General features: G+C 60.8%; 22 protein-coding genes. 7 read left to right on the top strand and 15 right to left on the bottom strand.

Annotated features, from left to right (window positions below):
• Positions 1 to 95: 95 nt before the first annotated feature.
• The 8 genes from KGB14_RS08895 to KGB14_RS08860 all read right to left on the bottom strand — a co-directional run bounded on the left by KGB14_RS08895 (position 96) and on the right by KGB14_RS08860 (position 8182).
• Positions 96 to 1106 (bottom strand): septal ring lytic transglycosylase RlpA family protein, encoded by a 1011-nt coding sequence (locus KGB14_RS08895; RefSeq protein WP_223485744.1) that lies wholly within the window; start codon positions 1104 to 1106, stop codon positions 96 to 98.
• Positions 1106 to 2116 carry a lytic murein transglycosylase B gene (gene mltB, locus KGB14_RS08890; RefSeq protein ID WP_223485742.1) on the bottom strand — a complete coding sequence of 337 codons (1011 nt, stop codon included), beginning with the start codon at positions 2114 to 2116 and terminating at the stop codon, positions 1106 to 1108. Before mltB ends, KGB14_RS08895 begins: the two co-directional genes overlap by 1 nt.
• Positions 2117 to 2133: 17 nt before the next feature.
• Entirely contained in the window at positions 2134 to 3237 is a 1104-nt protein-coding gene (rodA, locus tag KGB14_RS08885; RefSeq protein ID WP_223486052.1) for a rod shape-determining protein RodA, read from the bottom strand.
• A gap of 31 nt (positions 3238 to 3268) precedes the next feature.
• Positions 3269 to 5164, bottom strand: a complete 1896-nt coding sequence (mrdA, locus tag KGB14_RS08880; RefSeq protein WP_223485739.1) for a penicillin-binding protein 2 — start codon at positions 5162 to 5164, stop codon at positions 3269 to 3271.
• A 10-nt stretch (positions 5165 to 5174) separates the two neighbouring features.
• Positions 5175 to 5642, bottom strand: coding sequence for a 23S rRNA (pseudouridine(1915)-N(3))-methyltransferase RlmH (gene rlmH / locus KGB14_RS08875; protein ID WP_003185785.1), 468 nt, complete (start codon positions 5640 to 5642; stop codon positions 5175 to 5177).
• 9 nt (positions 5643 to 5651) lie between these two features.
• The gene (gene rsfS / locus KGB14_RS08870) at positions 5652 to 6146 is read right to left on the bottom strand and encodes a ribosome silencing factor (protein ID WP_223485737.1); all 495 of its coding nucleotides are present in this window, start codon (positions 6144 to 6146) and stop codon (positions 5652 to 5654) included.
• Positions 6147 to 6219: 73 nt separating this feature from the next.
• A complete protein-coding gene (nadD, locus tag KGB14_RS08865; RefSeq protein ID WP_223485735.1) occupies positions 6220 to 6909 on the bottom strand; it encodes a nicotinate-nucleotide adenylyltransferase in 690 nt (229 codons plus the stop codon).
• Between the two features lies 1 nt (position 6910).
• Positions 6911 to 8182, bottom strand: coding sequence for a glutamate-5-semialdehyde dehydrogenase (locus KGB14_RS08860; RefSeq protein ID WP_223485733.1), 1272 nt, complete (start codon positions 8180 to 8182; stop codon positions 6911 to 6913).
• Between the two features lie 189 nt (positions 8183 to 8371).
• Here KGB14_RS08860 and KGB14_RS08855 point away from each other — a divergent pair, with 189 nt between their 5' ends.
• Positions 8372 to 9070 (top strand): DNA-3-methyladenine glycosylase, encoded by a 699-nt coding sequence (locus KGB14_RS08855; protein ID WP_223485730.1) that lies wholly within the window; start codon positions 8372 to 8374, stop codon positions 9068 to 9070.
• Positions 9071 to 9247: 177 nt separating this feature from the next.
• Entirely contained in the window at positions 9248 to 10564 is a 1317-nt protein-coding gene (locus KGB14_RS08850; RefSeq protein WP_223485728.1) for a bifunctional DedA family/phosphatase PAP2 family protein, read from the top strand.
• A 92-nt stretch (positions 10565 to 10656) separates the two neighbouring features.
• Here the strand turns inward: KGB14_RS08850 and KGB14_RS08845 are convergent, their stop codons facing one another.
• Genes KGB14_RS08845 through KGB14_RS08835 form a run of 3 tightly spaced genes read right to left on the bottom strand, consistent with a single transcriptional unit; the run spans position 10657 to position 12333 of the window.
• Positions 10657 to 11247, bottom strand: a complete 591-nt coding sequence (locus KGB14_RS08845) for an LON peptidase substrate-binding domain-containing protein (RefSeq protein WP_223485726.1) — start codon at positions 11245 to 11247, stop codon at positions 10657 to 10659.
• Positions 11248 to 11257: 10 nt separating this feature from the next.
• Positions 11258 to 11974 (bottom strand): LrgB family protein, encoded by a 717-nt coding sequence (locus KGB14_RS08840; protein WP_223485724.1) that lies wholly within the window; start codon positions 11972 to 11974, stop codon positions 11258 to 11260.
• Positions 11971 to 12333 carry a CidA/LrgA family protein gene (locus KGB14_RS08835; RefSeq protein ID WP_223485722.1) on the bottom strand — a complete coding sequence of 121 codons (363 nt, stop codon included), beginning with the start codon at positions 12331 to 12333 and terminating at the stop codon, positions 11971 to 11973. Before KGB14_RS08835 ends, KGB14_RS08840 begins: the two co-directional genes overlap by 4 nt.
• Before the next feature lie 194 nt (positions 12334 to 12527).
• Here KGB14_RS08835 and KGB14_RS08830 point away from each other — a divergent pair, with 194 nt between their 5' ends.
• From KGB14_RS08830 to KGB14_RS08820, 3 genes are all read left to right on the top strand, one after another.
• Complete coding sequence (locus KGB14_RS08830) at positions 12528 to 12983, top strand: MaoC family dehydratase (protein ID WP_223485720.1); 456 nt, start codon at positions 12528 to 12530, stop codon at positions 12981 to 12983.
• A 114-nt stretch (positions 12984 to 13097) separates the two neighbouring features.
• A complete protein-coding gene (locus tag KGB14_RS08825) occupies positions 13098 to 14813 on the top strand; it encodes a C13 family peptidase (RefSeq protein WP_223485718.1) in 1716 nt (571 codons plus the stop codon).
• 27 nt (positions 14814 to 14840) lie between these two features.
• Positions 14841 to 15482: an oxidoreductase gene (locus KGB14_RS08820; protein ID WP_223485716.1), complete on the top strand. Its 642-nt coding sequence runs from the start codon at positions 14841 to 14843 to the stop codon at positions 15480 to 15482.
• 135 nt (positions 15483 to 15617) lie between these two features.
• Here KGB14_RS08820 and KGB14_RS08815 read toward each other — a convergent pair whose 3' ends face one another.
• The 4 genes from KGB14_RS08815 to KGB14_RS08800 form a co-directional block, all read right to left on the bottom strand.
• Positions 15618 to 15902 (bottom strand): YceK/YidQ family lipoprotein, encoded by a 285-nt coding sequence (locus KGB14_RS08815; RefSeq protein ID WP_223485714.1) that lies wholly within the window; start codon positions 15900 to 15902, stop codon positions 15618 to 15620.
• Positions 15895 to 16527 (bottom strand): flavin prenyltransferase UbiX, encoded by a 633-nt coding sequence (ubiX, locus tag KGB14_RS08810; RefSeq protein ID WP_223485712.1) that lies wholly within the window; start codon positions 16525 to 16527, stop codon positions 15895 to 15897. The genes KGB14_RS08815 and ubiX overlap by 8 nt, the downstream gene beginning before the upstream one ends.
• Positions 16524 to 17873 (bottom strand): UDP-N-acetylmuramate:L-alanyl-gamma-D-glutamyl-meso-diaminopimelate ligase, encoded by a 1350-nt coding sequence (gene mpl, locus KGB14_RS08805; protein ID WP_223485710.1) that lies wholly within the window; start codon positions 17871 to 17873, stop codon positions 16524 to 16526. Before mpl ends, ubiX begins: the two co-directional genes overlap by 4 nt.
• Before the next feature lie 166 nt (positions 17874 to 18039).
• Positions 18040 to 19953, bottom strand: a complete 1914-nt coding sequence (locus KGB14_RS08800) for a sigma-54-dependent Fis family transcriptional regulator (protein ID WP_223485708.1) — start codon at positions 19951 to 19953, stop codon at positions 18040 to 18042.
• A gap of 328 nt (positions 19954 to 20281) precedes the next feature.
• On the opposite strand from KGB14_RS08800, the gene KGB14_RS08795 reads away from it, so the two are divergent.
• Positions 20282 to 21802 (top strand): aldehyde dehydrogenase family protein, encoded by a 1521-nt coding sequence (locus KGB14_RS08795; RefSeq protein WP_223485706.1) that lies wholly within the window; start codon positions 20282 to 20284, stop codon positions 21800 to 21802.
• Between the two features lie 215 nt (positions 21803 to 22017).
• Complete coding sequence (gene eat / locus KGB14_RS08790) at positions 22018 to 23388, top strand: ethanolamine permease (protein ID WP_223485704.1); 1371 nt, start codon at positions 22018 to 22020, stop codon at positions 23386 to 23388.
• Positions 23389 to 23538: the final 150 nt, after the last annotated feature.

Genomic DNA, 23538 nt, shown 5'->3' with positions numbered 1-23538 from the left:
CTCTGTAACCCTTGCCGGGCTTTTGTTCTTCAACGAGCCAACAACCCGGTTCACCCCCCAAAACCGCAAGTGAACCGTCAATCAAGTACTACGTATTACTCGGCGCTGACCAGGCTCGGCGAACCGAGATTGGCCAGGCGCACGCTGTTCTGCACCTGCTGGACTTCACCCGGCGAGCCCATCGGCCCCAGGCGCACCCGATGCAGTGTCTGCTGGTTACGCACGATCGAGCTGATGAACACCGGAGCGCTCACCATCCCGCTGAGCTTCGATCTCAGGAGTTCTGCAGCGTCCGGGTTGGCGAACGCGCCCACCTGCAGATACTGGCCAGAGGCTGGTACAGAAGCGTTTTTTTTTGCATCGATCTGCACCGGCACAACAGCCGCGGCGTGTTGCTGCGGCGGTGGCGTCCATTGCTCGATAGTGCCGGTGGAGGCCGTCACGGTCGGTGCGGCATTTTGCGCCACTTGTGGCTCGTTGAGCATCAACGGTGCCGGGCGCCCTTTCTGTGCCCACCATTCTTGCGGGTCGATACCTTCGACCTTGACCCGCGCCGTGCCGGTTTCGGCGTAGCCGAGCTTCTTGGCGGCAGCGTAGGACAAGTCGATGATTCGGTCCGAGTAGAACGGCCCGCGGTCGTTGACCCGCAGAATCACGGTCTTGTTGTTGTCCAGGTTAGTCACCCGAACGTAACTCGGCAGTGGCAAGGTCTTGTGCGCGGCGCTCATGCCGTACAAGTCATACACCTCGCCGTTGGCGGTGTTCTGACCGTGGAACTTGGTGCCGTACCACGACGCCGTGCCCGAAGCGACGTAGCGCTTGGACTCTTGCAGCGGGAAGTAAGTCTTGCCCAGCACGGTGTACGGGTTGGCTTTATAAGGACCTGAGTGCAGGGTCGGCGTGGCATCCGGAATGCGCGATACATCGACATCCCACCAGGGTGCGCCATCCTTGTGCGCCCGGTTGATATCCAGGCCAGGGGCCGAACGAACGGCGGTGGAAGATTTCTGAGTCGGCGAGCGGCTGGTCGAACAACTGGCGACCAGCACCGCCAACGCGGCGAATGCCATGAGCTTCAGGGGTTTATTCATAGGCAATGCCCGCATTACTTGACGCCCCGTGCTTGGACCAGCTGTTCAGACAGTTGATGTACGGCCATGGCGTACATCACGCTGCGGTTATAACGCGTGATCGCGTAAAAATTCGTCAGGCCCATCCAGTATTCAGGGCCATTGTCACCTTCCAGGCGGAAAGCCGTGACCGGCATATCATCGCGCAGCGCATCATGACTCGACCACCCCAGCGCCCGCAACTCCCCGACGGTTTTCGTCGGCTCGATGCCATCGGTCAAACCCTCATCCACCTGATCGCCACGCACATCGGCGCGGCTGACCACAGGTTCCCCGGCGACCCAGCCGTGACGCTTGAAATAACTGGCGACACTGCCAATGGCATCGTCGGGGTTGGTCCAGATATTAATGTGGCCGTCACCGTCGAAATCCACTGCATAGGCGCGAAAACTGCTCGGCATGAATTGCGGCAAGCCCATGGCCCCGGCGTAGGAACCTTTGAGGGTCAATGGGTCGACCTGCTCTTCACGGGCCAGCAGCAGGAATTCACGCAATTCCTTGCGGAAGAATTCGGCACGGGGAGGATAGTCGAAACCCAGGGTCGACAAGGCATCGATCACCCGGAAATTTCCGGTATTGCGACCAAAAAAGGTCTCAACACCAATGATCGAAACAATAACCTGCGCCGGCACGCCGTATTCCTGCTCCGCACGAGCCAGTATCGCCTCGTGCTGACGCCAGAAGTCCACCCCACGGGCGATGCGCGCGTCGGTGATGAACATCGGGCGATATTCTTTCCACTGTTTAACCCGTTCGGCGGGTTTGGAGATGGCGTCCAGAATCGACTGCTTGCGCTCGGCTTCACGGAACACGCCCATCAGCTGTTCACCGGCAAAGCCATAGTCGCGGGTCATTTCACCGACGAACTCGGCCACCTGGGGTGAGCCTTCGTAATCGCCGGCCCACGCTTGCTGCGCGGTACCAAGGATGCTTACCAGGCCGACCCACGGTGCGTATCGAGTCGCCCAGCCACGCATTACTTGCATTGAAATCTTCACCTTATTCAAACCTGTGCGATCCACTTGCGATGGGTATGGATCGACATCAAAACCCCAAACGCTGACAGTAGCGTCACCAGCGAGGTCCCTCCGTAGCTAATGAACGGCAACGGCACCCCCACAACCGGCAACAGGCCACTGACCATACCGATGTTGACGAAAACGTAAACAAAAAACGTCATGGTCAGGCTGCCCGCGAGCAATTTGCCGAACAATGTCTGAGCCTGGGCGGTAATCACCAGCCCGCGACCGATCAACAGCAGGTAAATCAGCAGCAATGCGCAGATGCCCACCAGGCCGAACTCTTCCCCCATCACCGCAATAATGAAGTCGGTGTGGCTTTCCGGCAGGAAGTCCAGGTGCGACTGGGTGCCGAGCAGCCAGCCTTTGCCGAATACGCCGCCGGAACCGATGGCAGCCTTCGACTGAATGATGTTCCAGCCAGTGCCCAGCGGATCGCTCTCCGGGTCCAGAAACGTCAGGATTCGCTGCTTCTGGTAGTCGTGCATGATGAAGAACCACATCGCCACGGCCACCGGTACGGCGGCGGCGATCACGCTGAGGATCCAGCGCCAGCGCAGGCCGCCCATGAACAATACAAACGCACCACCGGCGAGAATCAGCAGCGAGGTGCCGAGGTCTGGCTGACGTACGATCAATATGAACGGCAACCCGATCAGGAACAGACTGACCCCCACATGCTTGAGCTGTGGCGGCAACGTGCGCTTGGACAAGTACCAGGCGATGGTCGCGGGCATCAGGATTTTCATGAATTCCGAGGGCTGGAAGCGGATCACCCCGGGAATGTTGATCCAGCGCGTGGCACCCATGGCGTTGTGGCCCATGACATCCACCACCACCAGCAACAGCACGCCGAGCACATAGCCGACCGGCACCCAACGGGCCATGAAGCGCGGTTCGAACTGGGCGATGACAACCATCGACACCAGGCCGATACCGAACGAAGTGGCTTGCTTGGCCAGCAGATCCCAGCTCTTGCCGCTGGCCGAATACAGCACGAACAGGCTGCCGGCGGCGAGGGTCAGCAGCAGGATCAGCAATGGGCCGTCGATGTGCATGCGCTGCAACAGCGTCGCACGGCGACGCATCACATCCTCACTGGAGAGGATGCGGTCAAAATTACTCTTCACGGGCCGTAGCCTCCGCACTGATAGGGCTGGCGTATTCGGCTTTCAGTCGGCCGTCCTGGTCCAGGAGCCAGGCGTCCATGACTTGCCGCACCACCGGCGCGGCGACGCCGGAACCGGACTCGCCGTTCTCGACCATCACCGACACTACGATTTGAGGGTTGTCGGCCGGCGCGAAGCCGACGAACAAGGCGTGGTCGCGGTGGCGCTCCTGCACCTTGGAGCGGTCGTACTTCTCACCCTGCTTGATCGCGACCACCTGGGCCGTACCACTTTTGCCGGCAATCCGGTATTGCGCGCCGATCGATGCCTTGCGCGCCGTACCCCGGGCACCGTGCATCACCTGCTGCATGCCGTGATTGACCTTGGTCCAGTCGGACGGGTCGCGCAGGATGATGTCGGGCATCGGATTTTCATCCTTGGGCTTCTCGCCTTCGACCGTCTTCGCCAGGTGCGGACGGTTCCACACCCCTTTGTTGGCCACCAGCGCCGTGGCCTGGGCCAGTTGCAGTGGAGTCGACTGCATGTAGCCCTGGCCGATCCCCAAAATCAGCGTCTCGCCCGGGAACCACGCCTGGCGACGGGTTGCACGCTTCCACTCCCGGGAAGGCATCAGCCCCGGCGACTCTTCGAACATGTCCAGGGAAACCTTCTGACCGATGCCGAACTTGCCCAGGTAGCTCGACAGCCGATCGATCCCCAGCTTGTGGGCCAGGTCATAGAAGTAGGTGTCGTTGGATCGCATGATCGCCGTGTCCAGATCCACATAGCCGTCGCCGGTGCGGTTCCAGTTGCGATATTTGTGATCGTAATTGGGCAGCATGTAGTAGCCGGGATCGAAGACCCGGGTCGATGCGGTGACCACACCCGAATCCAGGCCGGCAATCGCCACCGCCGGTTTAATGGTCGAACCCGGCGGATACAGACCGCGCAGCACCCGGTTGAACAGTGGCCGGTCGATGGAATCGCGAAGCTCGGAGTACGCCTTGAAACTGATGCCGGTGACGAACAGGTTCGGGTCGAAACTAGGCTGACTGACCATCGCCAGCACTTCGCCGGTTTTCGGGTCCAGCGCTACCACGGCGCCACGACGACCACCGAGCGCAGCTTCGGCGGCTTCCTGCAATTTGATGTCCAGGCTCAGGACGATGTCCTTGCCGGGAATCGGATCGGTACGCTTGAGCACGCGCAATACGCGGCCCCGAGCGTTGGTCTCGACTTCTTCGTAACCCACCTGACCGTGCAGCTCGGGCTCGTAGAACCGCTCGATGCCGGTTTTACCAATTTGATGGGTGCCGCTGTAACTCACCGGATCGAGCGACTTGAGCTCTTTCTCGTTGATCCGCCCCATGTAACCCACCGAGTGCGCAAAGTGCGCACCCTGCGGGTAATGACGCACCAGTTGCGCGACCACTTCCACACCGGGCAAACGGAACTGATTCACCGCGATGCGGGCGATCTGTTCTTCAGTCAGCTCGAACAGGATCGGCACCGGCTCGAACGGCCGGCGCCCCTGACGCATGCGTTTCTCGAAGATCACCCGGTCCTCGGGCGTCAGCTCCAGCACTTCAACGATTACGTCGAGCACTTGCTGCCAGTCGCCGGAACGTTCGCGGGTCATGCTCAGACTGAAGCTGGGCCGGTTGTCGGCCACCACCACGCCATTGCGGTCGAAGATCAACCCGCGAGTCGGCGGAATCGGCTGCACATGGACGCGGTTGTTTTCCGACAGGGTCGAGTGGTACTCGTACTGGATCACCTGAAGGAAATACAGCCGCGCGATCAGCACGCCAATCAGCGTCACCACCGCAATAGCCCCGAACACGACGCGGCCACGCACCAGACGGGCGTCTTTTTCGTGGTCCTTGATGCGGATCGGCTGGGACATGAGGGCAGAACTACTTGTGGTAAGGGTGGCCGGACAGCACTGTCCAGGCACGATACAGCTGTTCGCCGATCAGAATCCGCACCAGTGGGTGCGGCAACGTCAACGGTGACAACGACCAGCGTTGATCCGCCCGGGCACAGACTTCCGGCGCCAGCCCCTCGGGGCCGCCGACCATGAAATTCACTGTGCGCGAGTCCAGCCGCCAACGATCGAGTTCGACCGCCAGCTGCTCGGTGCTCCAGGGCTTGCCGTGGACTTCGAGGGTGACAATGCGCTCGTTCGGCCCGACCTTGGCCAGCATGGCTTCGCCTTCCTGACGGATAAAGCGCGCCACGTCGGCGTTCTTGCCGCGGGTGTTGAGCGGAATTTCCACCAGTTCCAGCGCCAGCTCGGACGGAAGACGCTTGGCATATTCATGCCAGCCTTCTTCCACCCATTTGGGCATGCGTGAACCGACGGCGATCAGTCGCAGTCGCACAGCGGTCCCTTATTGCTGGTCTTTGTTGAGCTTGATGAAATGCTCATGGGTGTTTTCCGGGCTGTGGTGAGCCGCGTTCAGAGCACGGCTCTGCTCTGCACCGGACCACAGACGCTCCAGGTCGTAAAACTGGCGAGCCGAGGCCGTCATCATGTGCACGATGACATCGTCCATATCCAGCAACACCCAGTCGCTGTCGCCCTTGCCTTCTTCGCCCAACGGCTTGACGCCCTTGGCCTTGACCGCCTCGCGAACCTTATCGAGCATCGCGCCGATCTGGCGGTTGGAAGTACCGGTAGCGATGATCATGAAGTCAGTGATGCTCTGCTTTTCACGAACGTCGATCACCTGAATGTCCTGGGCCTTGACGTCTTCCAGGGCCGCTACGGCAACCTTGACCAGCTCTTCACCGAGGAGTGCCGGGCCGGCGACTACCGTTTCTGGCAGCGGAGCGCTCTTGAACGTGCCCTTGCGCTTTACTTTGCTTACGTCTTTGTCAGTCATATAAAACTCGTTTTGCTCGTGTGTTCGGGTGGCTCAATACACGTTGTTATCACGTGCCTTGAAACACTCCCATTCAGTTCGGCGCACGGTAGAGTCCGTGCGCATCGATGTAGGCCAGGACCGCGTCAGGCACCAGGAAACGTACCGACTTACCGCTGGCCAGCAGTTGACGGATCTGGGTGGCGGATACCGCGAGCGGCGTCTGCCAGACGAATGCAATCTGTCCGCTCGGCCCTTTGAGGGCCAGCGGGTCGCTCACCGAACGCGCTGCCAGCAGGTTGCGCAAGGCATCCGGCGGTTCGCTGTCGGCATCCGGGCGTTGCAGCACCAGGATGTGGCAATGCTGGAGCAACTCTTCCCAGCGGTGCCAAGTGGGCAGGCCGCAAAAAGCGTCCCAGCCCAAAAGTAGAAAAACCTGGTCTGAGGCGGCCAGTTCAGCGCGCATCAGTTCCAGGGTGTCGATGGTGTAGGACGGTTTGTCCCGCTGCAATTCGCGGGCGTCCACTACCAACGGTGGCACACCGGCCACCGCGCACTCGACCATCGCCAGACGGTCCTTCGCCGACACCTGCGGCGTTCCACGATGGGGCGGCCTGGCACTGGGTGTCAGACGCAACTCATCGAGTGCCAGCGATTCGGCGACTTCCAGCGCACTACGCAAATGGCCGATGTGCACCGGGTCGAAGGTCCCGCCCAGTACGCCAATGCGTCGAGGCTGGGGCTCGCTGGCGGTCAGTTGGGCTGACGGGTCGAAGTCGCCCAAGTCAGACCGACTCCTGGCCGCGCAACTGACCGTCACCGACCACGATGTACTTCTCGCAGGTCAGACCTTCGAGGCCCACCGGGCCGCGGGCGTGCAGCTTATCAGTAGAAATGCCAATCTCGGCACCCAATCCGTACTCGAAGCCATCGGCGAAGCACGTCGGGGTATTGATCATCACCGAGGACGAATCGACTTCAGCCACGAAACGCCGGGTGTCGGCCAGGTTTTCGCTGACGATCGAGTCGGTGTGATGGGAGCCGTACTTGTTAATGTGCTCGATGGCCTGATCCAGCCCGTCGACCACGCGGATCGAGAGGATTGGCGCCAGGTATTCGGTGTGCCAGTCTTCTTCAGTCGCTGCAACGGCCTCGATGATCGCCCGGGTGCGCTCGCAACCGCGCAGCTCGACGCCTTTTTCGCGGAACTGTGCAGCCATCGACGGCAGGAATTCCCTGGCGACCGCTTGATCTACCAGCAAAGTTTCCATGGCGCCACAGATACCGTAACGGTAAGTCTTGGCATTGAACGCAATGCGCTGGGCCTTTGGCAGATCGGCGTGGGCACTGACGTAGACGTGGCAGATGCCGTCCAGGTGCTTGATGACGGGCACGCGGGCATCGCGACTGACCCGTTCGATCAGGCCACGGCCGCCACGGGGCACGATGACGTCGACGTATTCGGGCATGGTGATCAGCGCGCCGACGGCGGCACGGTCGGTGGTTTCGACCACTTGCACCACAGCGGCCGGAAGATCGGCCTCGGCCAGGCCGCGCTGGATGCAGGCGGCGATGGCACGGTTGGAATGAATCGCCTCGGAACCGCCACGCAGGATGGTCGCGTTGCCAGACTTCAGGCACAGGCTGGCGGCATCGATGGTCACGTTTGGTCGTGATTCATAGATGATCCCGATCACGCCCAACGGCACGCGCATCTTGCCGACCTGGATGCCAGACGGCCGATGACTCATGTCACGGATCGCGCCGACCGGGTCCGGCAGTGCCGCGACCTGACGCAAACCGACGATCATGCCGTCGATGCGCTCCGGGGTCAGTGCCAGACGCTCCAGCAGCGCCGGCTCAAGACCATTGGCGCGGCCAGCCGCCAAGTCCAGCTCATTGGCTGCCGTCAGCTCGGCGCGCGCAGCGTCCAGCGCATTGGCAGCCGCCTGCAATGCGCGGTTTTTCTGCGCGGTGCTGGCACGGCCGATTACGCGGGAAGCTTCGCGGGCGGCGCGACCCAAACGGGTCATGTAGTCAAGAACGGACTCAGTCATGGTCTGCAATGGTCTTTGCTAAGGTCTTGGTAAAGAGTAAAGCGGCAGATTATAGCTGTCGCGTCCCGGGACTAACAGCGGTGACAGGCGGATGGTCGAAATGGAGGGCAATTTGCCGACGTTCAGCCGGGATTAAGCCGCCTATTGCTATCATCAAGACTCAATCAGCCCTGATAAACGCTGTTCATCATGACTAATCTGACTGTTCGTGCGTCCGCTACGTGCCCGCCCAAGGCGCTGCCGGATGCGTTTTTCGACCGAGATGCCCAAACGCTGGCCCGGAATTTACTGGGAAAAATCATTCGTCATCGGGTCGGCGACCTGTGGCTCAGTGCCCGAATCATCGAGACCGAAGCCTATTACTGCGAAGAAAAAGGCAGCCACGCCTCCCTTGGCTACACAGAAAAACGTAAGGCTTTGTTTCTGGATGGCGGCCACATCTATATGTATTACGCCCGCGGCGGCGATTCCTTGAACTTCAGCGCTCAGGGGCCGGGCAATGCCGTACTGATCAAATCAGCCTATCCATGGGTCGATGAACTGAGCGGGCCGGCAAGCCTGGCGCAGATGCTGCTGAACAACCCCGATGCTCAGGGCCGCCCTCGCCCCTCGCAAAAGCTGTGTGCCGGGCAGACCTTACTGTGCAAGGCGCTGGGACTGAAGGTGCCGGTCTGGGATGCCAAGCGCTTCGATCATGAGGTGTTGCTGGTGGAAGACCGGGGGCCGGCGCCCGGCCACATCATCCAGACCACACGCCTGGGCATTCCCCACGGGCGCGACGAACATCTGATGTACCGTTTCGTCGACGCGGCTTATGCGCCGTATTGCACGCGCAACCCGCTGCGCCGGGGGCAAGTCGAAGGTCGTGATTATTTTTTGTTGTCCTGAATAATGGAAAATCCATTGTGGGAGCGAGCCTGCTCGCGATAGCAGACTGACCGTCGAAGTAGATGTCGCCTGACACTCCGCTATCGCGAGCAGGCTCGCTCCCACATGGGATCTGTAGTGCTTTGTAGATTGTGTTCGTCCCTTGGGACCGATTGATTATTCGATGGAGTTGTTTTTATGGGCCCATGGCTCGATAGCGTGACCGGTTGGTTGACGGTCAATCCTCAATGGCTGGCCGCCGCGGTATTCATAGTAGCCTTCGTGGAATGCCTGGCAATTGCCGGGCTGATTGTGCCCGGCACAGTGTTGCTGTTTGCTGTGGCGGTGCTGGCCGGCAGCGGTGCGCTGTCATTGGGTGAAACGCTGCTGCTGGGTTTCCTCGGCGGTGTGCTGGGCGATATCGTTTCGTATTTCCTGGGTCGCCATTTCCACCAGAACATCCGTCGCCTGCCAGGGTTGCGCCATCACCCGGAATGGATCGCGGGTGCCGAGGCCTACTTCCAGCGCTATGGCATCGCCAGCCTGTTGGTCGGCCGCTTTATCGGTCCGTTGCGGCCCATGCTGCCCATGGTCGCCGGGATGTTCGACATGCCGTTCCCACGCTTCGCCGTCGTCAGCCTGCTGGCCGCCGCGGGCTGGAGCGTTGCCTATCTGCTGCCCGGCTGGGCCACGGGCGCGGCCATTCGTTTGCCGTTGCCGGAGGGTTTCTGGCCCGAGGCCGGGGTCGTCGCGGGCAGTATCGCGGTCATGGTGGGGCTGAGCATCAACAGCAGCCTGCGTCGTCATCGCAAGGCCACGGTATTGATTGCCAGCCTGAGCTTGCTGATCCTGGCCGGGCTATTCATCGGCTATCCGCACCTGACCGCTCTCGATCAAGGGCTCATGGCTCTGGTGCAGGAACATCGCAGCCCGATGCTAGATGAAGCGGCTGTGGTCTTCACCCTGATCGGCGAATTCCGCAATATGCTGATCTTCAGCGCCCTGCTGACAGCCTTGCTATTGCTGACGCGACAATGGCGGCACGCGATCTTCGCCGGCAGCACCCTGCTGTTCACCGCACTGGGCAACACCGCGACCAAACACTTTTTCGCCCGCGTACGCCCGGAAGTGCTGAGCGATCCACTGACCAGCTACAGCATGCCCAGCGGCCATGCCTCGGGCTCTTTCGCACTGTTCCTGACCCTCGCGGTACTGGCCGGCCGCGGACAACCGCCGCGAATGCGCCTGACCTGGTTACTGGTGGGCTGCTTGCCGGCACTGACCATTGCCTTGTCGCGGGTATACCTGGGCGCGCACTGGCCGACCGATGTGCTGGCCGGCGCGATGCTGGCAGCATGCGTGTGTGCGGCCAGCCTGTGGCTGAGCCAGCGCCAGACACCGCTCAACGCCATGCCGCCAAAAATCTGGTGGCTGGTATTACCGTCATTGGTGGCGTTGTTCGGGTTCTTCGTGCTGAGGCACATGCCGCATGCGATGTTGAGATACGCGTACTGAAGATCAAAAGATCGCAGCCTTCGGCAGCTCCTACAGGGTGTACGCCAATTTAATGCAGGAGCTGCCGAAGGCTGCGATCTTTTTAGCGCACGTCAGGCAAACAACTCACCCTGCAACTCATCCAGCAGCGCTTGAATCGCATCCAGCCGCTGCTGCGGATCATCCAGTTGCAACAGATCAATCTTGTCCACCTCGGCAAACGGCAACAGATACGCCAACTGGTTGGCCAGGGACTGTTGCCCGGTGGCTTCGGTGCCCATGTTCAGCGCTTCGACCATCGGGTGTTCCGCCAACGCCTTGAGCAACGCAACCAGATCGGCGTCGTCATCCTGCAGCGGTTGCTCGGGCTCGTCTTCCAGCCACTCGACCTCGGCGACAATCAACTGATCGCGCTGCACTTCGGTGCGCACAACATGGAAACGCCGCCCACCCTTCACTCGAATGCCCAGCAGGCCGTTGTCCTGCTGATGGAAATCGGTGATCAGCGCTTCGCACCCCACCCGTGCGTAGCCTTCAGGGGCGATGCCGACTTCTTCGCCGTCGAGGATGCACACCACGCCGAAGCCGCCGCCCTGTTTCATGCAGCGACCGATCATGTCCAGGTAACGCGCCTCGAAGATCTGCAAGTCGAGGATGCAGTCTGGAAACAGCACCGTGTTCAGCGGAAAAAGCGGCAGACTCATAGACATTTCCTTACACCACCATCGACACCGCCAGCGGCAGGAACACCGCCGTGGCCACGCCCATCAGACTCATCGCCAACGCCGCGAAAGCGCCGCACTCTTCACTTTCCTGCATCGCCACCGCAGTGCCGACCGCGTGCGCCGTCATGCCCAGCGCCATTCCGCGTGCCTCAGGGCTGTGGACACCCAGCCTTGTCAAAAGACTCGGCCCGAAGATCGCCCCGATCACTCCGGTGATCAATACGAATACTGCCGCCAGCGCCGCGACACCACCGATCTGCTCCGCCACCAGCATGGCAATCGGCGACGTCACCGATTTGGGCGCCATGGTCATCAGGATCATGTGTTCGGCGCCGAACCACCAGCCCAGCAATACGCCCATGCCCGTGGCGATCACGCCACCTATCACCAGCGTAGTAAATATCGGCCAGAACAACTGCCGGATCCGTCGCAGGTTGAGGTACAGCGGCACCGCCAATGCAACCGTGGCCGGCCCGAGCAAGATGCTCAGGATCTCGGTGCTCTTGCGGTACTCGGCGTAGCTCAGGCCGCAACCGACCAGCACACCGATGACCAGCAACATGGAGACCAGCACCGGTTGCAGAAAGATCCAGCGGGTTTTCTCGAATGCCGCCAGCACCAACTGATACGCACCCAGCGTCACGCCGATGCCGAACAACGGATGATGAATCACCGACGACCAGGCGCCGTGCCAATCGAACATCATTGGCCGTCCTCACGGTGAGCATGACGCTTGACCAGGCGCTGCATCAGCACGCCGGCGAAGGCCATGGACAGCAGCAGCGACAACACCAGCGCACCGGTGATCGCCCAGAAATCCGCGGCAATATCGGCGGCGTAAACCATCACCCCCACCGCTGGCGGCACCAGCAGCAACGGCAGGTAACGCAGCAGACTGCTGGCCGCCAGGTTCAGCGGCTCGCCGACTTGACCGCGGATAATCAGATACCCCAGCAACAGCAGCAGGCCAATGATCGGCCCCGGCAGCACCGGCAAAAACAGATGGTTGAGGGCGGTGCCGAGCAATTGGAACAGCACCAGCCAGGTCAGGCCACGTAACAACATCCATCATCTCCCACGCGCGCTCCCCACAAAAAGGGACCGAGCATTATAAGCATGCCAACGCTATGGATCAGCATTCGCCATAAGCATGATTAGTTGACCTGAGCAATTGGCCATGTTGATCTAAAGTGGTTCGCAGGGCGGTCGAATCCCGCCACTCGAAAACTATAAAACCGATGAACCCAAGGAGAGTCTCAATGCCCTATGTTCCAGTTGCAGAGCTCAAAGATTATGTCGGCAAGGAACTCGGATGTTCCCAATGGCTCACCATCGATCAGGAACGCATCAACCTGTTCGCAGAAGCCACAGGCGATTATCAGTTCATCCATGTCGACCCGGTCAAAGCCGCGCAAACACCGTTTGGCAGCACCATCGCCCATGGTTTTCTGTCGTTGTCGCTGATCCCCAAATTGATGGAAGACATCCTCATCCTGCCCGAAGGCGCGAAGATGGTGGTCAACTACGGCCTGGACAGTGTGCGTTTCATCCAGCCTGTGAAGGTCAACTCCAGGGTTCGACTCAAGGTCGACATGAACGAGGTCATCGAGAAGAAACCTGGCCAATGGCTGCTCAAGGCCACCGCCACGCTTGAAATCGAAGGGTCGGAAAAACCGGCGTATATCGCCGAGCCACTGTCCCTCTGCTTCGTGTAAAACATCCCGGATGCGAAGCGGCTCACGCTGTTTCGCGCCGTGTCTGCGCCGTGTCCCTATAAATGCGACACATAGCTGCGGCATACTCCGTCGCCTAATTGCCCGGATCCCGCTATGCGCTCACTTGCACTCCTTGCTCTGACCCTGTTGCTCACCGCTTGCGGCGATGGCGAATCGCTGCTGCCCCCCGATGCCCGCCTGCCGGACGGCGGACGCTATCGCGGTGATCTGGTCAACGGCTTGCTGCAAGGCGAGGGTCGCATCGATTACCCGAACGGCAGCTGGTACGCCGGCCACTTCGACAAAGGCCAATGGCATGGCCAGGGTGAATGGCACGGCAGCAACGGCGAAGTCTATCGCGGGCAATTCCAGCAAGGCCTGTTCGACGGCCAGGGTACGCTGACCACCACTGGCAGCAGCTACACCGGCGGTTTCAAGGCCGGTAGACGCGACGGTGAAGGCACCCTCAAAGAAAACGCCATGACCTATCGTGGCGAGTTCAAGAGCGATCAATATTCAGGGCTCGGCCGTCTGGAACTCGAAGACGGCAGCCAGTACCAGGGACAATTCGCCCACGGCAAACCCAACGGCGAGGGCCAGCGCAGCGATGCCAGTGGCAATCAGTTCACCGGGCACTTCGTTGATGGTCAGCTGGAAGGCAACGGCACCTTCAACAGCGCCGATGGCGATATCTATGTCGGCGGTTTCAAGAACAATCAACTGCACGGCAAGGGCCGCTACGAAAACGCCGATGGCGATGTCTGGCTTGGTCAGTTCAAGGAAGGCGCGCTGAACGGCAAGGGTGAGTTGATCGGTGCCGACGGCAGTCACTACATCGGGCAGTTCAGCGACTGGCGTTTCACCGGCCAGGGCCGCTTGAACCTGGCCGATGGCAGTTTTTATATCGGCCAGTTCGAGGGCGATAACTATCAGGGCCAAGGCACTCTGGTGCTGACCGATGGCACGGTGCAGAGCGGCACCTGGATCAATAGTCAACGCGTGCGCGATGCCGACGGCAAGTTGCTGCCCGACACCCTCGAACTCGGCTTGCTGGCCCAGGGCCGCTTGCTCGATGAGGCGCTGGCCGACGTGCCAGCCTCGACCCCGGCGGTCGAGTTGTACACCTTGACCCTGGGCGGTGATGGCAAGCAGAGCGTGTTCCTGCGCGAGTCCGACTACGTCGCCAACATGCTCACCAGCCGTTTCGGCGCCTTCGGCCAGATCCGTCTGGTCAACCATCGCGACCACCTCGGCGACCGGCCGATGGCCACCCGGGAAAACCTGCGCCGCGCCGCCCAGACCCTGGCCGAGCGCAGTGGCCCGGAAGATTTGCTGTTCATTTACCTGACCAGCCATGGCTCCAGTGAACACGAACTGGTACTCGACCAGCCACGCATGGAACTGGCCGACCTGTCGGCCGACGAACTGGCCACCGTCCTCGCGCCCCTGAAAAAGCGCGACAAGGTCATTGTGATTTCGTCTTGCTATTCCGGCGGTTTCATCCCAGCCCTCAAGGACGAACGCACCCTGATCATGACCGCCTCGCGCGCCGACCGAGTGTCTTTCGGGTGTTCGGAAGAAGCCAACTTCACTTATTTCGGCGACGCGCTGTTCGCCCAGGCGCTGAATCAGACCGACGATCTGGAGCAAGCCTTCAAACTGGCCAAGGCCACCGTGGCCGAGCGTGAACTGGCCGACGGCTTCGAAGCCTCCGAGCCGCAGATCTGGGCGCCGAAAACCGTTCTCAGCCACTGGCAACTATTGCGCAAACAGCAAGCACGAAAGGCACTGCAAAGTGTCTCTATCAGCAAGGATGAAAAGAGCAACTAAGCTGAACAGTATCAAGGGGGAATTACTATGTACTTGACGCCTCAGCATGTATTGCTTGCCGGAGCTACCGGGTTAACCGGTGAGCATTTGCTTGACCGTCTACTCAACGAGCCAACGATTACACGAGTGTTGGCCCCCTCACGCCGGCCATTGGCCGAGCATCCTCACCTGGAAAATCCGGTCGGCGACCCGACGGTGTTTTTGCCGCAATTGAACGGTCGTGTCGACATTGCCTACTGCTGTCTCGGCACCACGATCAAACAGGCTGGCTCCGAAGAAGCGTTTCGCGCGGTGGACCTGGACATGGTGGTGGCCTTCGCCAAACGTGCACGGGAAATGGGCGCGCGGCACTTGATTGTGGTCAGTGCCTTGGGAGCCGATCGCAGATCCTCGATTTTCTACAATCGGGTCAAAGGCGAGATGGAACACGCATTGCGCGCGCAGAATTGGCCGCAACTGACCATTTGCCGGCCGTCGCTGTTGTTGGGCGACCGCGCCGAGCCGCGACTGGCGGAGAAAGTCGCTGGTCCGTTATCGCGCCTGATCCCTGGCAAATACCACGGCATCGAAGCTTGCCAACTGGCCCGCGCCATGTGGCGCCTGGCGCTGGAGGAGCAGGATGGCGTGCGGATTGTCGAGTCGGATGAGTTGCGCAAGTTAGGCAAGTAATCTTGCGGCGCCTGATTGGACGCCATCGCGAGCAGGCTCGCTCCCACATTTGATTGGCGGCGTTCACCTATTTTGTGTCCACTGAAGATCTTATGTGGGAGCGAGCCTGCTCGCGATAGAGCGCGAAGCGCTCTCCTACATTCCGCCAGTCGCCTGAAAACTCACGCCAATCACCGTCAACAACGACAGCGGCAACAGCAACGTGTCGAGCAAGGCACTGGCCGGCAGATCAACACCGGGGTAGCTCGGCGCCTCTGCGCCGAATCGGTCCATGGCGCAGCACCCGCCATTCATCGCATACAAATCCAGACGCGTTCCCGAATACACCACCGGCGCTCCAGGCTTGGCGGCGTCGAGTGTGCGCGCCGTGGCGCAGCCGGCCAATTGCAAAACCAGCAGAAGGATCAGCAGCTTATTCATCGCTGCTCAAATGGTGCTCGCCCCAACGCGGCAGCATGTCTTGCGGGATGTTCAAACAGTTGAGAATTCGCGCCACGACGAAGTCGATCAAGTCATCGATGGTCTGTGGCTGGTGATAGAAGCCCGGCGACGCCGGCAGAATGGTCACGCCCATGTTCGACAGCTTGAGCATGTGCTCCAGATGAATGCTCGAATACGGCGCCTCGCGCGGCACCAGAATCAGCTGGCGACGCTCCTTCAAGGTCACGTCGGCAGCCCGTTCGATCAAGTTGTTGCAGGCCCCGGTCGCGATAGCCGACAAGGTCCCCGTGGAACACGGCACCACCACCATCGCCGCTGGCGAGCCAGAACCCGAAGCCACCGGCGACATCCAGTCTTCCTTGCCATACACCCGAATCTGCCCGGCAGCAGCGCCGGTGTATTCAGTGAGGAAGGCCTGCATCATTTGCGGTTTGGACGGCAGCGAGACATCGGTCTCGGTGGCCATCACCAGTTGCGCGGCCTTGGAGATCAGGAAGTGCACTTCGCGGTCTTCGCGCACCAGGCAGTCGAGCAGACGCAAGCCGTACTGGGCACCCGAAGCGCCGGTCATCGCCAGTGTGATGCGTTCCGGGCCGTTGTTCATTGCAGCGCCTCGGCCAGTTTGCCGTGCAGACCGCCGAAGCCGCCGTTGCTCATGATCACCACGTGCGTGCCGGGCTGGGCCTGGCTCTTCACGCGCTCGATGATGCCTTCCAGCGAATCGCTGACAATCGACGGCACGGTGCACAACGCCGCAGTGGCGCCCAGATCCCAACCGAGGTTGGCCGGCGAATACCAGATCACCTGATCGGCATCGACCACGCTCTCCGGCAAGCCATCGCGGTGAGCGCCGAGCTTCATGGAGTTGGAGCGCGGCTCGATGATCGCGATCAAGGGCGCGTCGCCAATGCGTTTGCGCAGACCGTCCAGGGTGGTGGCGATGGCGGTCGGGTGATGAGCGAAGTCGTCGTAAATCGTGATGCCACGCACTTCCGCAACTTTTTCCATTCGGCGCTTCACGCTTTTGAACGCGCTCAGTGCCTCAATGCCCATCGACGGCACCACGCCGACGTGACGCGCGGCGGCCAAGGTGGCCAAGGCGTTGGCGACGTTGTGTTGACCGGTCATGTCCCACTCGACCACGCCTTGAGCGACACCCTCGAACATCACTTCGAACTTCGAACCGTCTTCGCTGAGCAGTTTGACCTGCCACTGACCGCCCGCACCGGTGGTTTGCACCGGCGTCCAGCAGCCCATGTCGATAACACGCTGCAAGGCCGGCTCAGTGGTCGGATGGATCACCAGGCCTTCGCTCGGGATGGTCCGCACCAAATGGTGGAACTGCCGCTCGATGGCTGGCAGATCGGGGAAGATGTCGGCGTGATCGAACTCAAGATTGTTCAGGATCGCCGTGCGCGGGCGGTAATGGACGAACTTGGAGCGCTTGTCGAAGAACGCGCTGTCGTATTCGTCGGCTTCGATCACGAAAAACGGCGTGCCGCCCAGACGCGCCGACACCGAGAAATTCTGCGGAACGCCGCCGATCAGGAAACCCGGGCTCATGCCCGCATGTTCCAGGACCCAGGCGAGCATGCTGCTGGTGGTGGTCTTGCCGTGAGTGCCGGCGACGGCCAGTACCCAGCGGCCTTGCAATACGTGATCCGCCAGCCATTGCGGGCCAGAGACATACGGCAGACCTTTATTCAGCACGTATTCGACGGCCGGGTTACCGCGGGACATGGCATTACCGATCACCACCAGGTCCGGGGCCGGATCGAGCTGCGCCGGGTCGTAACCTTGGGTCAACTCAATGCCCTGGGCTTGCAGCTGAGTGCTCATCGGTGGATAGACGTTGGCATCGGAGCCGGTCACGTGATGGCCGAGCTCTTTGGCCAGAACCGCCATCGAACCCATGAAAGTGCCGCAAATACCAAGAATATGAATGTGCATAGTCGACCTCGTAAAACATGGCCGCAGGTTAGCGTAGGGAGGGGAAAATCGCACCTTGTGTTTCAAGACCACAGCCTTTGTAGGAGCGAGGCTTGCCCGCGAAGGCGTCCTCAAGTACGCCAAAAGCTTCGCGGGCAAGCCTCGCTCCTACGGGGGTATGGTGTACCTAACGGGCGATACCGTGTTTGCGCAGCTTTCTATAAAGCGTATTACGGCTGACGCCCAGCTGTTCGGCGGTGTGGGTCATGTGCCAGCGCTGCTGCTCCAGCACCGTCAGCAACGCCAACCGCTCGGCATCGTCCAGCGGGTACTCGGACGGTTCCTCAACCGCCGACACGGTCACCGGCCGAGCCTGGCGAATCATCGCCGGCAAATCCCCCAGCCCGATCCGCCCGCCGTCGCACAGCGCCGCCAACGTGCGCAGCACATTGCGCAACTGCCGCACGTTCCCCGGCCAGGCAAAATCCAGCAAGGCCTGCCGCGCCGGAGCATCGATCAGCACCGTCTCCCCGCCCGCCTCTTCAGCGAGCAAAAAGTCGAGCAACTGCGATTTATCAGAACGTTCACGCAACGCCGGCAATGCGACCTCCAGCCCATTGAGCCGGTAATACAAATCTTCGCGGAAACTGCCGTCCTGCACCCTTTCAAGCAGATTGCGGTGAGTGGCGCTGATGATCCGCACATTGACCGACTCCGGCTCACCGCCAATCGGTACCACCTGACGGTCTTCCAGCACTCTTAATAGCCGGGTCTGCATGCTCAGCGGCATGTCACCGATTTCATCGAGGAATAAAGTCCCGCCATCGGCCTGCTGCAACTTGCCGCGCATGCCCTCCTTGCGGGCACCGGTGAAGCTGCCGCCGCGATAACCGAACAGTTCGCTCTCGATCAGGCTTTCGGGAATCGCCGCGCAATTGAGGGCGACGAACGTTCTTTCTGAACGTTGACTGGCCTGATGCACGGCCTTGGCGAAGGCTTCCTTGCCGGAACCGGTTTCGCCGTTGATCAGCAAGGGCACGTCCCGTTCAAACACGCGCAAGGCCTTGCGGAAATCCTCCTGCAACGCGGCATCGCCCAGGCAAATGCCTGACAGTCGAGGACGCTCGACCACTGCAGGGCTTTGCACCACCGGCACCGGAATACTGCGCGGCTGCCCGCGCAACACGGCAAACAGCCGCCGCCCGTCACGGGTGCGCAACGGCCAACTGGCGCTGGCACCAAGGCTCGCGCGGCCAAGCAGTTCATCCAGTGAGCAGTCGAAAAACGCCTCCACCGGTTTGCCCAACAGGCCGCCGCGAATATGCCCCAGCAGGTTCAGCGCGCTCTGATTGACCGCGCTGATCCGCCCCTCTCCGTCGAACGCCAGCAACCCTTCGCTGAACAGCCCGACGGATTCGGCCTGCAAGTGAAAACGCAGCAGCCATTGATTGTCGAAGTAACGCAGGAAATAGCAGCTCTCGATCATCTTCGCCGACAGATTGACCAGGGCCATCGTGTGGAACTGGCTCTGACGCGAAACCTCGTGACGCGCCGAAGACACGTCGAGCACCGCCAGCAGCTCGCCATGAGGGTCGAACACCGGGCTCGCCGAGCAAGTCAGGCCGGTATGACGGCCGCGAAAATGTTCGTCCTGATGGATGGTCAGGGACTGGCGCTCCACCAGGCAGGTGCCGATACCGTTGGTGCCTTCGCAGGCTTCGCTCCAGTCGGCACCCAGCCAAAGGCCGGCGCGCTCGAAAATCTTCCGTTCGGCGGGCGCGGTGACGCAGTTGAGGATCACCCCGCGGGCGTCAGTCAGCAGCACCGCGTGGCCGGCACCGGAAAGTTGCTGGTGGAGGCTGGTCATTTCGTTGCCGGCGATCTGCAGCACTTGCTGCAAGCGTTCGCGGCTTTCCAGCACACGGCCATGCTCCAGCACCGTCGGCGCCATGGTCAGGGCCGGGTCGAGGTGATAGTCCTCAAGACAACGCAGCCAGGAGCGGGCAATGGACGGGTCGCTGCCGGGACCGTGCAGGTGGGATTTACCCTGGGTCACGGTCAACACTTGCTGGGCATGGCGACTCAAATGGTTGTCGTGCATTTCTTATTATTCTCCCCGAGCGGTTTACACCGCCCCTACAGGGTATGCGGCTGCCATCAAAGGTGTGTAAAGAGCACCGAGCATCCTCCAGCCCGGCGTGCATTGCAATGCTGGCAAGACCGGCCGGTCACAGGTTGTGCCACAGACGGTACAAAGTGTCACCCGGGCTGTACCGCAAGCGTCACAAACGCCGCCAATCCGTCTGACAAAAAACGCGCAAGGCCTTGATTTACCTGACCTGCAAGGCAGTGGCCCGACCTTTGCTCTACGCTTATAGCAAGCGCACATGCGCCTCTCTTATAAGTACAAAAGCCAAGGAGAAATCATCATGCGTTACGCTCACCCCGGTACTGAAGGCGCTATCGTTTCGTTCAAGAGCAAATACGGTAACTACATCGGCGGCGAGTTCGTCGCGCCTGTCAAAGGTCAGTACTTCACCAATACTTCGCCAGTGAATGGCCAACCGATTGCCGAATTCCCGCGCTCCACGGCTGAAGACATCGACAAAGCCCTGGACGCTGCCCATGCCGCCGCCGATGCCTGGGGCGCCACGTCCGCCCAGGCACGCTCGCTGGTGCTGCTGAAAATCGCCGATCGCATCGAACAGAACCTGGAACTGCTGGCGATCACCGAATCCTGGGACAACGGCAAGGCCGTGCGCGAAACCCTCAATGCCGACATTCCGCTGGCCGCCGACCATTTCCGCTACTTCGCCGGTTGCATCCGCGCGCAGGAAGGCAGCGCCGCCGAGATCGACGGCAACACCGTGGCCTATCACATCCATGAACCGCTGGGCGTGGTCGGGCAGATCATTCCGTGGAACTTCCCGATTCTGATGGCCGCCTGGAAACTCGCCCCGGCCCTGGCCGCCGGTAACTGCGTGGTCCTTAAACCGGCCGAGCAAACACCGCTGGGCATTACCGTGCTCATGGAGCTGATCGGCGACCTGCTGCCACCCGGCGTACTCAACGTAGTGCAAGGCTTCGGCAAAGAAGCCGGGGAAGCCCTGGCCACCAGCAAGCGCATCGCCAAGATCGCCTTCACCGGCTCGACCCCGGTCGGCTCGCACATCATGAAATGCGCCGCCGAAAACATCATTCCGTCCACCGTGGAGCTGGGTGGCAAGTCGCCGAACATCTTCTTCGAAGACATCATGCAAGCCGAGCCGACGTTCATCGAGAAAGCCGCCGAAGGCCTGGTGCTGGCGTTCTTCAACCAGGGTGAAGTCTGCACCTGCCCATCCCGCGCCCTGGTGCAGGAATCGATCTACGACGAGTTCATGAAAGTGGTCATGAACAAAGTCCTGCAGATCAAACGTGGCGACCCGCTGGACACCGACACCATGGTCGGCGCCCAGGCGTCCGAGCAGCAATTCGACAAAATCCTTTCGTACCTGGAAATCGCCAAGGGCGAAGGCGCCGAGCTGCTGACCGGCGGCAAGGTAGAAAAACTCGAGGGCAACCTGGCGACCGGGTATTACATCCAGCCGACCCTGCTCAAGGGCACCAACAAAATGCGCGTGTTTCAGGAAGAAATCTTCGGCCCGGTGGTGAGCATCACCACCTTCAAGGACGAAGCCGAAGCCCTGGCCATCGCCAACGACACCGAGTTCGGCCTGGGTGCCGGCCTCTGGACCCGCGACATCAACCGCGCCTACCGCATGGGCCGCGCCATCAAGGCCGGTCGCGTGTGGACCAACTGCTACCACCTGTACCCGGCGCACGCCGCGTTTGGCGGTTACAAGAAGTCCGGCGTCGGGCGTGAAACCCACAAAATGATGCTCGACCACTATCAGCAGACCAAGAACCTGCTGGTGAGCTACGACATCAATCCGCTGGGCTTCTTCTAACTCGTCGCGATAGCGCGTAACGGCTTTCGCGGGCAAGCCTCGCTCCTACAGGTATCAGTGATCTGTAGGAGCATGGCTTGCCAGCGAAGGCGCCTCCACTGACACACCCTACATAGCCCTGCTGCTCTGGCACGGGCTTTGCGTGCCCGTACCACACGAAAACGCCATACCCGAAAGTCCAACAGATCAAACAATAAAAAAGACAGAGAGGACTTATGACTTCTACTACACAGCTCAAACCCACACTCGGCACCCTGCATCTATGGGGCATTGCCGTCGGCCTGGTGATTTCCGGCGAGTACTTCGGCTGGAGTTATGGCTGGGGCACCGCAGGCACCCTGGGTTTTCTCGTCACCGCCCTGATGGTGGCGACGATGTACACCTGTTTCATCTTCAGTTTCACCGAATTGACCACCGCCATTCCCCACGCTGGCGGGCCGTTTGCCTACAGCCGTCGGGCCTTCGGTGAAAAAGGCGGACTGATCGCCGGCATTGCCACCCTGATCGAATTCGTCTTTGCACCACCGGCGATTGCCATGGCCATCGGCGCCTACCTCAACGTGCAATACCCGGAACTGGACCCGAAGATCGCCGCTGTCGGCGCCTATTTCGTGTTCATGGGCTTGAATATCCTCGGCGTGAGCATCGCCGCCACCTTCGAATTGGTGGTCACCGTGCTGGCGGTCGCCGAATTGCTGGTGTTCATGGGCGTGGTTGCACCGGGCTTCAGCTTCAGTAACTTCGTGCTGAACGGCTGGTCGGGCTCCAATGAGTTCACCATGGCCTCGATTCCTGGCATCTTTGCGGCAATCCCTTTCGCGATCTGGTTCTTTCTCGCCATTGAAGGCGCGGCCATGGCCGCCGAGGAAGCCAAGGATCCGAAACGCACAATTCCCAAGGCCTACGTCAGCGGCATTCTGACCCTGGTGTTCCTGGCCATCGGCGTCATGGTGATGGCTGGCGGCGTCGGCGACTGGCGCCAACTGTCGAACATCAACGACCCGCTGCCTCAAGCGATGAAAGCCGTGGTCGGTAACAATTCGAGCTGGATGCACATGCTGGTCTGGATCGGTCTGTTCGGTCTGGTGGCGAGCTTCCACGGGATCATTCTTGGCTATTCGCGACAGTTCTTCGCCCTGGCTCGCGCCGGTTACCTGCCCAAAGGCCTGGCCAAACTCTCGCGGTTCCAGACGCCGCACCGGGCGATTCTGGCCGGCGGCGTGATCGGCATCGCAGCGATCTACAGCGATGGCCTGGTCAACCTGCAAGGCATGACACTGACGGCAGCGATGATCACCATGTCGGTATTCGGCGCTATCGTGATGTACATCATCAGTATGCTGAGCCTGTTCAAATTGCGTAAAACCGAGCCGAACCTGGAACGCACCTTCCGTGCACCGGGCTACCCGATCGTACCGGGGATCGCGCTGTTTCTGGCCGTGGTATGCCTGGTGGCGATGGCTTGGTTCAACACCTTGATCGGGTGTGTGTTCCTCGGGTTCATGGCGGCCGGTTACCTGTATTTCCAACTGACGGCCAAGCAGCGTTCCGACGCGCCGGCGGATGCGATGCTCGAGGGCGTCTGAGTTGCACCGGCGCCGGGCCTGTCGCTTGGCGCACGCCCTATTTGGGGTCGGCAACCCCATCCTGTAGGAGCGAGGCTTGCCCGCGAAGAACGATAACGCGGTGCATCAGGAAAATCGCGTCATGGCCTTCGCGGGCTAGCCTCGCTCCTA

The sequence above is a fragment of the Pseudomonas sp. A-RE-19 genome, assembly GCF_019956555.1.
Classification (GTDB): Bacteria; Pseudomonadota; Gammaproteobacteria; order Pseudomonadales; family Pseudomonadaceae; genus Aquipseudomonas.
This window is presented reverse-complemented; position numbering and strand designations above follow the sequence as displayed.